Source organism: Allosphingosinicella sp., assembly GCF_035626655.1.
Classification (GTDB): Bacteria; Pseudomonadota; Alphaproteobacteria; order Sphingomonadales; family Sphingomonadaceae; genus Allosphingosinicella.
The window spans coordinates 51,344-64,761 of record NZ_DASPNF010000010.1; the positions used below are offsets into that span (position 1 = coordinate 51,344).

Here is a 13,418-nt window from a genome sequence, read left to right on the forward strand (position 1 = left end):
TGCTCAGCTGCCCCGGTAGGTCGAATAGCTATAGGGCGAGACGAGCAGGGGGACGTGATAATGGCCGCCGTCCGGCGCGATGCCGAAGTCGATCAGGACTTCGTCGAGGAAGGGCGGGTCGGGCAGGTCGACGCCCTGGCTACGAAAATAGGCCGCGACGGCGAAACGTAGTGCATAGCGTCCCGGCGCGAGCCCCGTCTGCGCCAGGTCCGGGCAGCGGCCGTCGGCATTGGTCCGTCCGCGCGCAATCTCGCCGTCGGGGCCGCTCAGCACCACCGCCAGATCCGCGGCCGGGCGGCCGTGCATCGTATCGAGCACGTGAGTGGAGAGGGTGGTCATGCCGTCGTCTCCAGTCTGAGCCGGACGATCTTGCCGATCTCGTCGATCGCCGTGGCGATCTCGGTGTCGCGATCGTTGGCGAGGCGGCGCTCCATCGCGGCGAGGATGCCCGCCTTGTCGGTCAGGCGCACGCAGATGATGAAGGGAAAGCCGAATTTGGCGCGGTAAGCCGCGTTGAGCGCGTGGAAGCGGTCGAACTCGGCCTGGGTCAGCCGGTCGAGCCCGGCGCTCGCCTGCTCGGCGGCGCTGGCCTCGGTGAGCGTGCCGTCCACCGCGGCCTTGCCGGCGAGCTCGGGATGGGCGCGGATCAAAGCGAGCTGCTCCTCGGGCGTCGCCTCGTTGACGACGGCCATCAGGTCGGCATGGCGTTCGCCCGAGGCGGGACGCGCATCGGCGCGCGCCTCCACCCAGGGGGAATGTTCGAACAAGGCGGTCATCGGACGACGCGCCCGAACAGCCGCAGCCGGCTGACGCCGCCATCGGGGATGATGTTGAGCCGCACGAACCGGATCGGGCCGAGGCTGACGATCTCCTCGCGGAACGTGTGGACGCTGTCCGCCGAGAGCTTCACCTCCGGCAGAAGCACGGGCCAGCTCTCTGCCGCCGCGGCGATCTCCTCGGGCGTGCCGCTTGCGTCGGCTGTCGCCTGCAGGATGCAGCGATCCGGATAATTGCCTTTGAAATGGGCGGTGTCGACGACCACCTCGTCGATGATCCCCGGCCTTCCGAGCTCAAGGATCGCCCAGTCATGGCCGGGCTCGCGCCGCCGCCGCGTTTCCCAGCCATCGCCCATGTTAACGCCGCGGCCGGGAGCGGTCAGGTTCTCGATACTGCCATAATGCTCGTCATTGGCGATGATGCCGCGCCCGCCATTCTCCATCGCCAGCAGATCGAGGCGCTTGTCGCAGTCCACGGTCGACCAGTCCTTGGCCACCCGCCCCCAGACGCGCAGCCTCGCGACGCCGCCGTCGGGGAAGATGTTGAGGCGGATGTGGGTGACGGGCTCGCGATGCTCGACAGGCACGTAGATCCGGTCGTCCCCCTTGAGCGCGAGGCGCGGCGTGACCTTCGTCCAGCCGGCCTCGTCGTTCGGCATCGCCCCCACGCTCCGGCAGACCTCGAGCTCTGCGCCCGGCGGGTAATTGCCGGTGAAGTGCCTGGTGTCGATCTCGAAGCCCGCGACAAGGCCCGGCACGCCAAGCCGGATCACGCACCAGTCATGGCCGGGCACGCGCTTGCGGCGGCTCTCCCAGCCGTCCATCCACTTGCCGTTCTCGTCATATTTGCCGGGGATGAAGACCGGCTCGGCCGGATCGATCAGCCGCGCCTTGTCGGCGAAGAAATCGTCGGTGGCGTGGACGACTTCGGCCCCCAGCCGCGGCTGGGCCAGGTTGATATGGTGGCGGCGCAGCTCTTCAAACATTCGGATGCACCTCGCGCCAGTGCCGCGCGATTTCGATGCGCCGGCAGAACCAGACGTCCTGGTGGCCGAGCGCGTGTTTCAGGAAGCGCTCCAGCCCGGCCAACTTGCCCGGCCGGCCGGCGAGGCGGCAGTGCAGGCCCACCGACATCATCTTCGGCCGCTCCTCGCCCTCCGCGTACAGCACGTCGAACGTGTCGCGTAGATAATGGAAGAACTGGTCGCCGGTCTGCATGTTCGCGCTGGCGAACCGCATGTCGTTGGTCTCCAGCGAATAGGGGACGATCAGATGGTCGCGGCCCGCTTCCCTGGTCCAGAAGGGGAGGTCATCCGAATAGTCGTCGGCGTCGTAGAGGAACCCGCCTTCCCCGGCGACGAGCCGACGGGTGTTGGGGCTGGTCCGGCCCGTATACCAGCCGAGCGGGCGCTCGCCGGTCAGCTGCCGGTGGACGTCGATCGCGAGCTCCAGGTCCGCGCGCTCCTCGGCCTCCGGCACGTGCTGATAGTTGATCCAGCGCCAGCCGTGCGAGGCGATCTCGTGCCCCGCCTCGAGGAAGGCCTCAACCGCCGCCGGATTGCGCTGCATCGCCAGCGCGACGCCGAACACGGTCACCGGCACGCCGTAACGCTCGAACAGTCTGAGAAGCCGCCACACGCCCGCGCGCGACCCATATTCGTAGATCTGCTCCATGCTCATGTGCCGCGCGCCCTGAACGGGCCGGGCGTTGGCGATGTCCGAGAGGAAGATTTCCGAGGCCGGGTCGCCGTCGAGCACATTGGCCTCGGCGCCTTCCTCATAATTGAGCACGAGCTGCACGGCGATGCGCGCGCCGCCGGGCCAGGCCGCATGCGGCGGCGTGCGGCCGTAGCCTGTGAGGTCGCGGGGATAAGAGGTGTCGGTCAAATGCAGCGCCTGTTCAAACAAGGCAGGATGAAACGGAGCTTCCTCGCGCACAAGTCTCCAAATAAGAAAGCTCCATGCGCGAGCTGACCCCCGAACCCCTGACCGCCGCGGCCTTCGCGCCGTTCGGCAGCGTGATCGAGGCCTCGGACGCGGCGACGAAGATCGACATCAACCAGGGCCATGCGGTCCGCTACGACGCGCTCGCCGAGGTGGATGTGGCGGACGAGGGCGGCCGCGCCGTGATCAGCCTGTTCCGCGCGAAGCCGCTCGGCGAATTGGTGCTGAGGACCTTCGAGCGCCACCCGCTGGGCAGCCAGAGCTTCGTGCCGCTCGGCGGCCGGCCCTATCTGGTGGCGGTGGCGCCGGCCGGGGCGTTCGACCCCGCCGCGGTGCGGCTGTTCCGGGCGGAAGGGCACCAGGGCGTGCATTATCGCAAGGGCACCTGGCACCACTTCCTGCTCGTCCTTGAAGAGAGCGATTTCCTGGTCGTCGACCGGGCCGGGCCCGGCGACAATTGTGAGGAGGTGGAGGTGGAGCTGGCGGACCGGATCCGCGTCCGCCTCTAGGCCACCACCGGCTCCAGCATCCGGATCGTTCCCTCCGCCGCATCGATCTCCGCGCGTATGCCGACGGGGATGCTGAACTGGTTCTCGATATGGCCGAAAAGGCTGCCCTGGAAGGCGGGGACGCCGAGCGGCGTGAGGTGGTGGGCGAGCACCTCGGACAAGGTGAAGCCGCCGATCGAGGAGGAGTTGCGGGCGATGCAATCGGTGCACTGGCCGAAGACCACGCCCGCGACGCGGCCGAGGATGCCCGAGAGGGCGAGCTGGGTGAGCATGCGGTCGATCCGGTATTGCGCCTCGTCCGTATCCTCGAGGAACAGGATCGCGCCTTCGAAGCTCGGCAGAAAGGGCGTGCCGACGAGGGCCGAGAGCACGGTAAGATTGCCGCCGAGCAGCGGGCCGCTGGCGCGGCCGGGGCGGAAGGTGCGGATCGGGTTGCGCGGGGCAAGGCGGTCGCCCGCCGCGGCCGGGTTGCTCCAGGTCGGCGTCTCGCCTTCGAAGGCGAGCCGGCGGAAGCTGTCCCAGGAAAGCTGCCCCCAGGCGCTGCTTGCATTGGGCCCGTGAATGGTCGGGCAGTCGGTCCGCGCGGCGAGCGCAAGGTGCAAAGCGGTGATGTCGCTGAAGCCGGTCAGTAGCTTCGGATTGGCGCGGATCAGGCCCCAGTCGAGGTGCGGCAGGATGCGGGCGCTGCCCCAGCCGCCGCGCACCGCGAAGATCGCCTTGACCTCGCGGTCGGCGAACATTCCGTTCAGGGCGCGGGCGCGCTCCCGGTCGGTGCCCGCGAGATAGCCGTGGCGGCTGAGGAGATTGGCGGCGGGTTTCGGGATCAGGCCCATGGCGCGGATTGTTGCCTGGATCTGGTCGAGGTCGAAGGAGTCCGCGGTAAAATAGGCCGGCTCCACCAGGCCGACCGTGTCCCCCGGCCGAAGCCGCGGCGGCTTGCGACGCGCGGGCAAAGGCGCCGCCTGAGCGACCGTCGGCAGAAGCATAGCGGCAGCCGCCGCTCCCTGGATCATCGTGCGTCGATTCAGCATGCGCTCTCCCTTAACCGGCCGACAGCCAGGCGAAACGTGCGACGAACAGGGCCGCGAGCACAAGCAGCAGCCAGTCCATCTTCGTGACCTTGCCGCGCAGCAGCTTCAGCAAGGCATAAGCGGTGATCCCGAAGGCGAGGCCGTTGGCGATCGAGAAGGTGAGCGGGATCATCGCCAGCGCGAGGAAGGCGGGGATGGCGATCTCGGGCTCCTCCCAGGCGATGTCGGCGAGCGGTGCCATCATCAGCGCGCCGACCAGGATCAGGGCCGGCGCGGTGGCGGCGAGCGGCACGAGCTGCGCATAAGGCGCGGCTAGCATCATCAGCAGGAAGAGCAGCCCGGTCACCACCGCGGCGAGGCCGGTGCGCCCGCCCGCCTGCACGCCGGCGGCGCTCTCGACATAGGAGGTGACGGTGCTGGTCCCGGCGAGGCTGCCGAAGATGGTGGCGACCGAGTCGGTGAACAGGATGCGGTTGAGCTTCGGGATGCGGCCGTCCTCGCCGATCAGCCCGGCGCGGCGGGTGACGCCGACCAGGGTGCCGACATTGTCGAACAGGTCGACGAAGAGGAAGACGAACAGGATTTCGAACAGGCCGAGGCCGTGGCTGCCCGACAGGGCGAACACGGCGGCGAGATCGAGCTGGAAGGCGGTCTGGGAGATGGCGCTGAGGTCGTAGGGCTGGGGCGCGAGGCTGACCTGGCCGGCGAGCCAGGCGGCAAGCGTGGTCGCGGCGATGCCGATCAGGATCGCGCCGCGCACCTTCCAGGCGGTCAGGGCAGCGGTGACGACGAGCCCGAACAGAGCGAGCGCGGCGGTGGGTGCGCGGAGGTCGCCGAGCGTCACCGAGGTCGCCTCGCTGGTGACGACGATGCCGGCATTCTTGAGGCCGATCAGGGCGATGAACAGGCCGATTCCGCCCGCCACTGCGGCGAAGAGATGCGGCGGGATCGCCTGGATGATGAGCTGGCGGATGCCGGCGAAGGTCAGCAGCAGGAAGGCGACGCCCGAGATGAAGACGCAGCCCAGGGCGACCGGCCAGGGCACGCCCATGCCCTGGACAACGGTGAAGCTGAAATAGGCGTTGAGGCCCATGCCCGGCGCAAGCGCGAGCGGCACGTTGGCGACGAGGCCCATCATGATGCTGGCGAAGCCGGCGGCGAGGCAGGTGGCAGCGGCGACCGCGGCCACGGGCATGCCCGCCTGGCCGAGGATCGCCGGATTGACCAGCACGATATAGGCCATGGTGAGGAAGGTGGTGATGCCGGCGAGGATCTCGGTGCGCAGGCTGGTGCCGCGCGCATTCAGCTCGAACCGCCGTTCGAGCAGGCCCTGCTTTTCCGGTTCAGCTTCCGTCGCCATGCCCCGCTCCCTGCCGCAGCTTAGCGCGGCGCGAAGCGGAAGAAAGCCCCGCCGGCGGTATGGACCCCGGCCGCGGCGCAGGGGTTTATCCGGCACGCATGACCCGCCCGTCCGAAACCGTCCGTCCCGCAGCCGAAGCCGCGCCGCTCGCGCCGATGGAGGCGAAGCTGGTGAGCGAGTTGCCGGAAGGCGACGGCTGGCAATTCGAGCCCAAATGGGACGGCTTCCGCGCCGTCGTCCGGCGCGACCGCGATAGGGTGGAGATCTTCTCCAAATCCGGCAAGCCGCTCGGCCGCTACTTCCCGGAGGTGGCGGCGATGCTCGCGGATCTCGGGCCGCGCCATTTCCTCCTCGACGGCGAGCTGATCCTTCCGATCGGCGGCAGGCTGTCCTTCGACGCGCTGCAGGCGCGGCTGCATCCGGCCGGGAGCCGGATCGCCAGGCTCGCCCGCGAGACTCCGGCCCAGCTCATGCTGTTCGATCTGCTCGCGCTCGGCCGGCGCGACCTGCGGCAACGCCCGCTCGCCGAGCGGCGCGAGGCGCTCGAGCGATTCCATGAAGCGGAGGCCGTGCCCGACCTGCTGCTGTCCCCCTGCACGCGCGACCGCGACAGGGCCGTCGGCTGGCTCGAGCGGAGCGGCGGCGCGCTGGACGGCGTCATCGCCAAGCGCCGGGACCAACCCTATCGTCCGGGCGAGCGTGCGATGCTCAAGGTGAAGCAAAGGCGGACCGCGGACTGCGTGGTCGGCGGCGTCCGCTACGAGGAAGGCGGCGAGGCGATCGCCTCGCTCCTGCTCGGCCTCTACGACGAGGAAGGCCTGCTCGACCATGTCGGCTTCGTCTCCGGGCTCAGCCGCGCGCAAAAGACTGCGCTTGTCGCCACCGTCGCGCCGCTTTCGGGCGGGGTGGGGTTCACCGGCAAGGCCCCGGGCGGGCCGAGCCGCTGGAATGCGGGCCGCGAGACGCCCTGGGTGCCGCTCGCGCCGCAGCTGGTCGCCGAGATACTCTACGACCAGGTGACGGGGGGCCGGTTCCGGCACGGCACGCATTTCCTGCGCTGGCGGCCGGACAAGGATCCGCGGCAGTGCACCTTCGAGCAGCTCGCCCCGCCGATCGCGCCCTCGCAGCTCGGTTTCGCCGGCTGACATGGCGGTCGCGCCCGCCGAACTATTGGACAGACTGGCGCCGCTCGGTTAGCGAGAGTCCCGGTCACCGGCGTGAAATCCAAAGGCTGTTCAGGCGGTTAACGAGGATCAAGCGGCGGCGGCCCTGATGTGGCCTGGGAGGAATTCCATGAGTTTGAAACTGACGGGGACATTGCTGACGGCGCTTTCGCTGACGATCAGCAGCGCTGCGGCCGCGCAATCTGCGGCGCCTTTAAGCCTGGCCGGCGCTGCGAATGTCGAGCGAGCCGGCGCGAACATGAGCGATTCGGGCCAGCTGAGAGGCCCGGGCCTCTGGATCGCCGGCGCGGTTGTGCTGGGCCTGATCATCTGGGGCATCATCGAGCTCACGAACGACGAGACGGACTTTCCGACGAGCCCGTAAAGCGGACGCCGGACGGCAAGAAAACAGAAAGGCGGCGGTCTCGCGACCGCCGCCTTTCCCTTGGCCGAAGCCGGCGTTGAGGCCTAGAAGGTGAACTCCGCCGCAATCGTGAACGACCGGCCCCGCGGATCCGCAACGCGCGGCTCCCAGGAGCTGCCCGCGCCGGTATTGCTGTCATAGGTGATCGCGAAGGGCGGATCCCGGTCGAACACGTTGCGGACGCCCGCGGTCAGCCTGACATGCTCGAGGCCGGTATAAGTGACCGAGAAATTGTAGATGATGTAGTCGCTGACCCGGGGATTGAAATCCGGACGCGCCGCCGAGCCCGGCAAGGCCTGGTTCCGGTAGCCGTTCCGGAAAATCTGCGTCAGCGTGAAGTTCCAGTCGTCGTTCCGCCAGCTGATGAACGCATTGTGCTTCCAGCGCAGGCCGAGATCGCCGGTGAGGGTGAAGACGCCGATCAGGTCCGTATAAGGCAGGTTGGGCAGCAGCTTCTCGCGCTTCTCGAGCAGATAGGTCCCGTCCAGCCCGGTGTTGAAGATGCCGCCCAGGCCGTCCCACGACGCGCGCAGCGCGAAATCGATGCCCTGCGTCCGCCGCGAACCGAAATTGCCCGTCCGAAGGTCGACGCCGGTGATGATCCCGTTGGTACGCTGGATCCGCTCGGGGAAGGCGTTGATGTTCGCCAGGAGCTGCGGAATGGTGATCGTGCCGATCGTGTTGTCGACCGCGATGCTCCAATAATCCATCGCCAGGCTGAACCGGAACGGGTTCGAGCCCGGGGTCTGGAAGACCACGCCCATGGTGAACTGCTCGGAGGTTTCCGGCTCGAGGGTCAGATTGCCGCCGCTCAGCGAATCCGGGGTGATCGGGGCGCATTGCGGCTGCGGGCCGTTGACCGTGCCCTGCGGGCACAGGGTCGGATCGACGAGCGTGTTGCCCGGATTGGGCGATATCGTGGTGCCGTTGAAGATCTGGTTGAACGTCGGCACCCGGAAGCCCGTCCCGTAGGAGCCGCGGAACATGATCCAGTCTGCGGGGCGGAACCGGGTCGAGATCTTCGGATTCCAGGTCGAGCCGAAGCCGGTATAATCATCGACGCGGCCGGCGAGGATGATGTCGAGGCCCGGCAGGACCGGGAACAAAGCCTCGGCATAAGCCGCCTTCACCGTGCGGTGCTTGGGCGTCAGAGCGTTGATATTGTCGAACGCCACGTTGAAGATGTCGGGCTGGTCGAGCGCGGCCGCGGCCGAGCCGTTGAACTCGTAGCTCTCCCGACGATAGTCGACGCCCACGGCGAGCTGCGCGTCGCGCCCGCCCATCTGGAAAAGCGTGCCCGAGAGCGCCGCGTCGAACTGGCGCACTTCATAGCGGCCGCCATAAAGCACGGTCCCCTCGGCCGAGACGGCATCAAGGGCGGCCAGCGCTTCCGCAGTCTGGGTTTCGCTGAACGGGTTGAGGATGCCCGAGTTGAGCAGGCCGATAATGCCCGGGCCGGCGGCGCCCGGCGCGGTGGGCGCCCGCGGATCATAGGCGCCGCGGTCGTCGATCGGCGTGTTCGGATCGTTGGCGGTAAACACGCCGCGGAAATGATAGCCGGTGCCAAGCACCGACTGGGCTTCGCTGCGCGCATAGGAGGCGCCGGCCCGATAGGTCCAGTTTTCGAAAATTGGCCCCTCGACGCCGAGCGCGGCGCGGAAGGTCCTCGTGTTGGTCTCATATTCGCGCGGGCCGCAGGCGATGCAGCGCCAGCGTCCGGCGATCGGCCGTCCGTAGCGCGCGTCGAGCGCCGCCTGCTGCGCGGGATTGGGGAACGCCGCCCGGATCGCATTGAACACCTGGTTGTACGTCGCCGCCGTCATCGGATTGAGCGGATAGGCCCAGGGCAGGGTCGTGGCACTGGACGAATATTGGTTGGCGGAGAATTGCTTGGACGAATCGGCATCCGATCCGGTGATCTCGAGCGAAATTTCGTGGGCCTCGCCCAGGCGGACGACGCCGCGCCCATAATAGGTGAGCGTCTGGATCGGCTGCTGGATCACAGCCGCGCGGCCGGTGTCCCACGAGCAGGCATATTGCGCGGTCGCCACCGCCCAGAGGACCTCGTCATAGGCCATGCCGCCGTCCACCGATTCGCAGCCGGCGCCGCCCGGAAGATCGAGGATGTTGATGCCGCCGGCGGCGCCGTTCGCGCCGTTGGGCAGCGTCAGCGTCAGGCCGGTGAGCAAGGTGCCGGCGGGGAACTGATTGGGGTTCGCGGCGATGTTGAAGATCGATGCGACCGGTGCGCCGCGCGTGTCGATCGAAAGGCCGCGATTGGGCTGGTTGCCGTTGACGAAATCGCGGTCCGAGCCGCGCAGGATGCGGTTCCAGCTGTAGGAGACCGCGGCCATGACGTTGAAGCCCTGCTCGTCGAGGTCGCCATAGCCGACGATGCCGGAGAGCCTGTAGATATTGCCGCCGCCCTCCTCGGTAATGTCGGAGAAGCCCTGGACGCTGATCCCCTCGAAATCGGTGCGGGTGATGAAGTTGATCACGCCGCCGATCGCGTCGGTGCCGTAAATGGCCGAGGCGCCGTCCTTCAGGATTTCGATCCGCTCGATCGCCGAGAACGGGATCTGGTTGACGTCGACCGCGGAGCCCTGGAGGCCGTGCGCGGCGACGCGGCGGCCGTTCAGCAGGACGAGGGTCGCCGAATTGCCCTGGCCGCGCAGATTGGCCGAGGACAGGCCGTTGGTGCCGCGCTGGGCGCCGGTGACGACGTCGGCGTTGGACGCGAGATTGTCCGGGCCGGTGGCGTTGCTGGGCAGGAAGGAAATCAGCTGCTCCGGGCTGCTGATGCCGTTGCGCGTGATCTCCTGGTTGGTGATGATCTGGAGCGGCAAGGCGCTGTTGTTCGGATCCTGGCGGAGGCGCGAACCCGTCACGAAGACGTTGTTGCCCTCACCCTCCTGATCCTGGGAAGGCGCCGCGGCACCCGTCGGAGTCGTGGCAGGCTGCGTTTCCTGCGCATCCGTACCCTGTGCGAAAGCCGGTTGTGCAGCGCCGATGGTCAGCGCGATGAAAGCAGTGCCGGAAACCAGGAATGTTCTGAACGTCGAATCTGACATTTGGATTGCCCCCCAAAGCCCAAGACGATCAGGTTTGCATCAAATCACAAGTCTGTCACCCCCCGGACGCGAAACTGTCGACGAGCCGAGTGTGTCAGTTTCGCTCGGCGATCTGGACGAGGACGGCGTCCATCGCCGGCGTGGCGCTGGCCCCGTCGGGTACGTCATTGGCATAGATGGAAAAGATCAGGGTGCGGCCGCTGCGCGCGACCATATAGCCCGACAGGGCGGAGGTGGCGTTGAGCGACCCGGTCTTGGCGAACAGCCGGCCTTCCAGCGCCGTGCCGCGGAAGCGCCGGGCGAGCGTCCCGTCGACGGCGGCGACGGGGAAGGTGGCCCGCCAGGCGGCGCCCCAGGGCTGGCCGGCTGCCCAGCGCAGCAGGGTCACCGTGCCGCGCGGCGTGACCCGGTTGTAGGTGGACATGCCCGAGCCGTCGGAAAAATCGTAGTCGGTGCGGCGCAGGCCGGCCCGCGCCAGCATCGCCCGGACCACGACAAGGCCGTCGGCGATCAGGCCGCCGCCATTTTGCCGGCCGAGCCGGCGGAGCATCAGTTCGGCATGGAGGTTCTGGCTCGCCTTGTTGATGACGCGCAGATCCTCGACCAGCGGCGGCGGCGCGAGGCGGAGGAGCAACGCGCGCTCGATCCGGCGGGCGGGCGGCGGTGCGGCGGCCGGGCCGACCGGCCGGTGATGCGCGCTGACAGTGCCGGAGACGCGCACGCCCCGCGCCACGAGCAGGGCGCGGAGCCGCCAGGCCGCATAATAAGCCGGGTCGTCGATGCCGAGCCGGATGCGCTGCGGCTCTGCGCCCCGGACGATCGTGCCCGTCAGGCGCAGGACGTTGCTGAACGGCAATCGGTCATAGGCGAGGTCGGTCTCGCCCGCCTCGACCGTCACGGCGCGATTGTCGATCGTGTAATAAGGCAGCGCTGCCACGGCCGGCGGCTGGCCGACGGCGCCCGGCGTGATCCGCAGGACGAGCTCGTTATCGTCGAGGGTGAGCGCGGAAATGGCGGTTCCGGACCAGGTCGGGATGTTGTTCCAGCTCATCCCCGGACTCCAGCGCTGGTCCGGATAGAAGCTGTCGTCGCCGATGACGTTGCGCACGCGGCGGGTCCGCGCCGCCACCGCGTCGGCAAGGGCGGCGAGGCAATTGACGGCGCAGTCGGGGGCGCTGGACAGCCGTGCGTCGCCGAAGCCCTCCAGCACGACGTCGGGCGCCGAGCCGCGCTCTGTCTCAAGCGCGACCGAAGCACCGCCGGCCGCGTCGGGGCGGTCGAGACCGGCCAGGGTCGCGAAGGCGGCGGCCGTGGTGAAGAGCTTGGTGTTCGAGGCGGGGATGAAGCGCGCATCCGGGGCGACCGCAACCAGCTCCCGGCCGTCCTCGGTCGCGACCGCCAGGCCGAAGCGGATGCCGGGCCCTGCCTGGCGGAGCTGCGCCTCGACGCTTTGCTGCAGCGTGAGCGGCCGGCTCGTCGGCTGCGCGCCCGCTGGCGGCGCGGCGCCGAGCGCGAGCGCCGCTATTGCCGTTCGTAAGATTGTCATCGACCCTCCCGCCTCGAGACCAGCCTAGGGCGAAACGGTCGCGCAGAAAACAGGGCGCGGCGCCGGCCGAAATCGTGTAGCCCGCCCGCATGACTTCAGCCTTGTTCCGGGTCGATCCGCGCGACGACGTCGCCGTGGCGCTGCGGGACCTCGCGGCCGGGGAGGATGCCGGCGTCAGGGTTGCGGAGCCGGTCCCGAGCGGACACAAGGTCGCGCTGCGTCCGATCGCCGCCGGCGAGACGGTGCGCAAGTTCGGCTTCCCGATCGGGCGCGCGCTGACCGACATCGCGGCGGGCGACCATGTCCACGTGCACAATCTCGCAACGGCGCTGCGCGAGCGCGGCGACTATGCCTGGCAGCCGCATACAGACGGCGCGCCGGCCGGGGCCGAGGCGGCCGAGGGCTTCCTCGGCTATCGCCGCGCCGACGGCCGGGTCGGCACGCGCAACGAGATCTGGGTGATCCCGACCGTCGGCTGCGTCGCCCGCATCGCCGAGAAGATCGCCGCGCGCGCGGCCGTCCGCCATGCCGGGCGCGTCGACGGCATCCACGCCTTCGCCCATCCCTTCGGCTGCTCGCAGCTCGGCGACGACCTGGACGGGACGCGCGCCCTGCTCGCCTCGCTCGCCAGCCATCCCAATGCCGGCGGGGTGCTGATCCTCGGCCTTGGCTGCGAATCCAACCAGCTGAGCGAATTGCTGCCGGGGATCGCGGACGGCGCCAATGTCCGCGCGCTGGGCGCGCAGGCGGCGGGCGACGAGATCGAGGAAGGACTGGCGCTGGTCGACGCGCTGGTCGAGACCGCCGCGCAGGCGAAGCGCGCCCCGGTGCCGCTCTCGGCTTTGGTCCTCGGGGTCAAATGCGGCGGCTCGGACGGCTTTTCCGGACTCACCGCCAACCCGCTGGTCGGCCGGATGAGCGACGCGGTGACCAGGGCGGGCGGCACAGCGATCCTGACCGAGATTCCCGAGATTTTCGGCGCCGAGCATCTGCTCATGGAGCGCGCGGCCGACGAGGCGGTGTTCGCGGCGATCGGGCGGCTGGTGAATGGCTTCAAGGCCTATTTTACGGGCTATGGCGAGGGCCTCGCGGAGAATCCGTCGCCGGGGAACAAGGCCGGCGGCATCACCACGCTGGAGGAAAAGAGCCTCGGCGCCGTGCAGAAAGGCGGCCATGCGGTCGTGACGGACGTGCTTTCCTACGGCGCCAGGGCCAGCCGCCCCGGCCTGACCCTGCTCGAGGCGCCGGGCAATGACGCGGTCTCCTCGACGGCGCTGGCGGCCGCGGGGGCGACCGTGATCCTCTTCACCACCGGCCGCGGCACGCCGCTCGGCTTCCCCGTGCCGACGATCAAGATCGCCTCGAACAGCGACCTCGCCCGCCGCAAGCCGGGCTGGATCGACTTCGACGCTGGCCGGGTGCTCGACGAAGGCTTTGACCCGTCGACCGAGGCCCTGCTGGAGACGATCCGCGCCGTTGCCTCCGGGCGGGAAACCGCCGCGGAACGCAATGACGAGCGCGAGATCGCGCTCTGGAAGCGGGGGGTGACCTTGTAGGAAAGAAGGCGCGGAAGCCCGCCAGGGACTTCCGCGCC

Annotated in this window: 12 protein-coding genes; 4 read left to right on the forward strand and 8 right to left on the reverse strand. The window is 68.9% G+C overall.

Translation table 11 applies throughout. The annotated features are described in order from the left end of the window. Positions 1-3: 3 nt before the first annotated feature. Genes uraH through puuE form a run of 4 tightly spaced genes read right to left on the reverse strand, consistent with a single transcriptional unit; the run spans position 4 to position 2,663 of the window. Complete coding sequence (gene uraH, locus VEC11_RS08585; protein ID WP_464130294.1) at positions 4-339, reverse strand: hydroxyisourate hydrolase; 336 nt, start codon at positions 337-339, stop codon at positions 4-6. Next, positions 336-776 carry a 2-oxo-4-hydroxy-4-carboxy-5-ureidoimidazoline decarboxylase gene (gene uraD / locus VEC11_RS08590; protein WP_464130295.1) on the reverse strand — a complete coding sequence of 147 codons (441 nt, stop codon included), beginning with the start codon at positions 774-776 and terminating at the stop codon, positions 336-338. The genes uraH and uraD overlap by 4 nt, the downstream gene beginning before the upstream one ends. After that, positions 773-1,762 carry an allantoicase gene (gene alc / locus VEC11_RS08595; RefSeq protein WP_464130296.1) on the reverse strand — a complete coding sequence of 330 codons (990 nt, stop codon included), beginning with the start codon at positions 1,760-1,762 and terminating at the stop codon, positions 773-775. The genes uraD and alc overlap by 4 nt, the downstream gene beginning before the upstream one ends. Beyond that, entirely contained in the window at positions 1,755-2,663 is a 909-nt protein-coding gene (gene puuE, locus VEC11_RS08600; RefSeq protein ID WP_464130297.1) for an allantoinase PuuE, read from the reverse strand. The genes alc and puuE overlap by 8 nt, the downstream gene beginning before the upstream one ends. Positions 2,664-2,737: 74 nt before the next feature. Here puuE and VEC11_RS08605 point away from each other — a divergent pair, with 74 nt between their 5' ends. Next, entirely contained in the window at positions 2,738-3,229 is a 492-nt protein-coding gene (locus VEC11_RS08605; RefSeq protein ID WP_464130298.1) for an ureidoglycolate lyase, read from the forward strand. Here VEC11_RS08605 and VEC11_RS08610 read toward each other — a convergent pair. Together VEC11_RS08610 and VEC11_RS08615 are read right to left on the reverse strand one after the other, a co-directional pair. Further along, positions 3,226-4,260: a S66 peptidase family protein gene (locus tag VEC11_RS08610; protein WP_464130299.1), complete on the reverse strand. Its 1,035-nt coding sequence runs from the start codon at positions 4,258-4,260 to the stop codon at positions 3,226-3,228. The genes VEC11_RS08605 and VEC11_RS08610 overlap by 4 nt on opposite strands. Positions 4,261-4,270: 10 nt before the next feature. Beyond that, on the reverse strand, positions 4,271-5,620 hold the full coding sequence (locus tag VEC11_RS08615) for an NCS2 family permease (protein WP_464130300.1): 1,350 nt from the start codon (positions 5,618-5,620) through the stop codon (positions 4,271-4,273). 98 nt (positions 5,621-5,718) lie between these two features. Between VEC11_RS08615 and VEC11_RS08620 the strand changes: the two genes are divergently transcribed. Together VEC11_RS08620 and VEC11_RS08625 are read left to right on the forward strand one after the other, a co-directional pair. Then, positions 5,719-6,765, forward strand: a complete 1,047-nt coding sequence (locus tag VEC11_RS08620; protein ID WP_464130301.1) for an ATP-dependent DNA ligase — start codon at positions 5,719-5,721, stop codon at positions 6,763-6,765. Positions 6,766-6,913: 148 nt separating this feature from the next. Further along, entirely contained in the window at positions 6,914-7,168 is a 255-nt protein-coding gene (locus tag VEC11_RS08625; protein WP_464130302.1) for a hypothetical protein, read from the forward strand. Between the two features lie 83 nt (positions 7,169-7,251). Here VEC11_RS08625 and VEC11_RS08630 read toward each other — a convergent pair whose 3' ends face one another. Continuing rightward, entirely contained in the window at positions 7,252-10,095 is a 2,844-nt protein-coding gene (locus VEC11_RS08630) for a TonB-dependent receptor domain-containing protein (protein ID WP_464130304.1), read from the reverse strand. A 277-nt stretch (positions 10,096-10,372) separates the two neighbouring features. Continuing rightward, positions 10,373-11,824, reverse strand: a complete 1,452-nt coding sequence (gene dacB / locus VEC11_RS08635; RefSeq protein WP_464130306.1) for a D-alanyl-D-alanine carboxypeptidase/D-alanyl-D-alanine endopeptidase — start codon at positions 11,822-11,824, stop codon at positions 10,373-10,375. An 89-nt stretch (positions 11,825-11,913) separates the two neighbouring features. Between dacB and VEC11_RS08640 the strand changes: the two genes are divergently transcribed. Further along, positions 11,914-13,380, forward strand: coding sequence for a UxaA family hydrolase (locus VEC11_RS08640; RefSeq protein ID WP_464130307.1), 1,467 nt, complete (start codon positions 11,914-11,916; stop codon positions 13,378-13,380). The last annotated feature ends 38 nt before the right edge of the window (positions 13,381-13,418 follow it).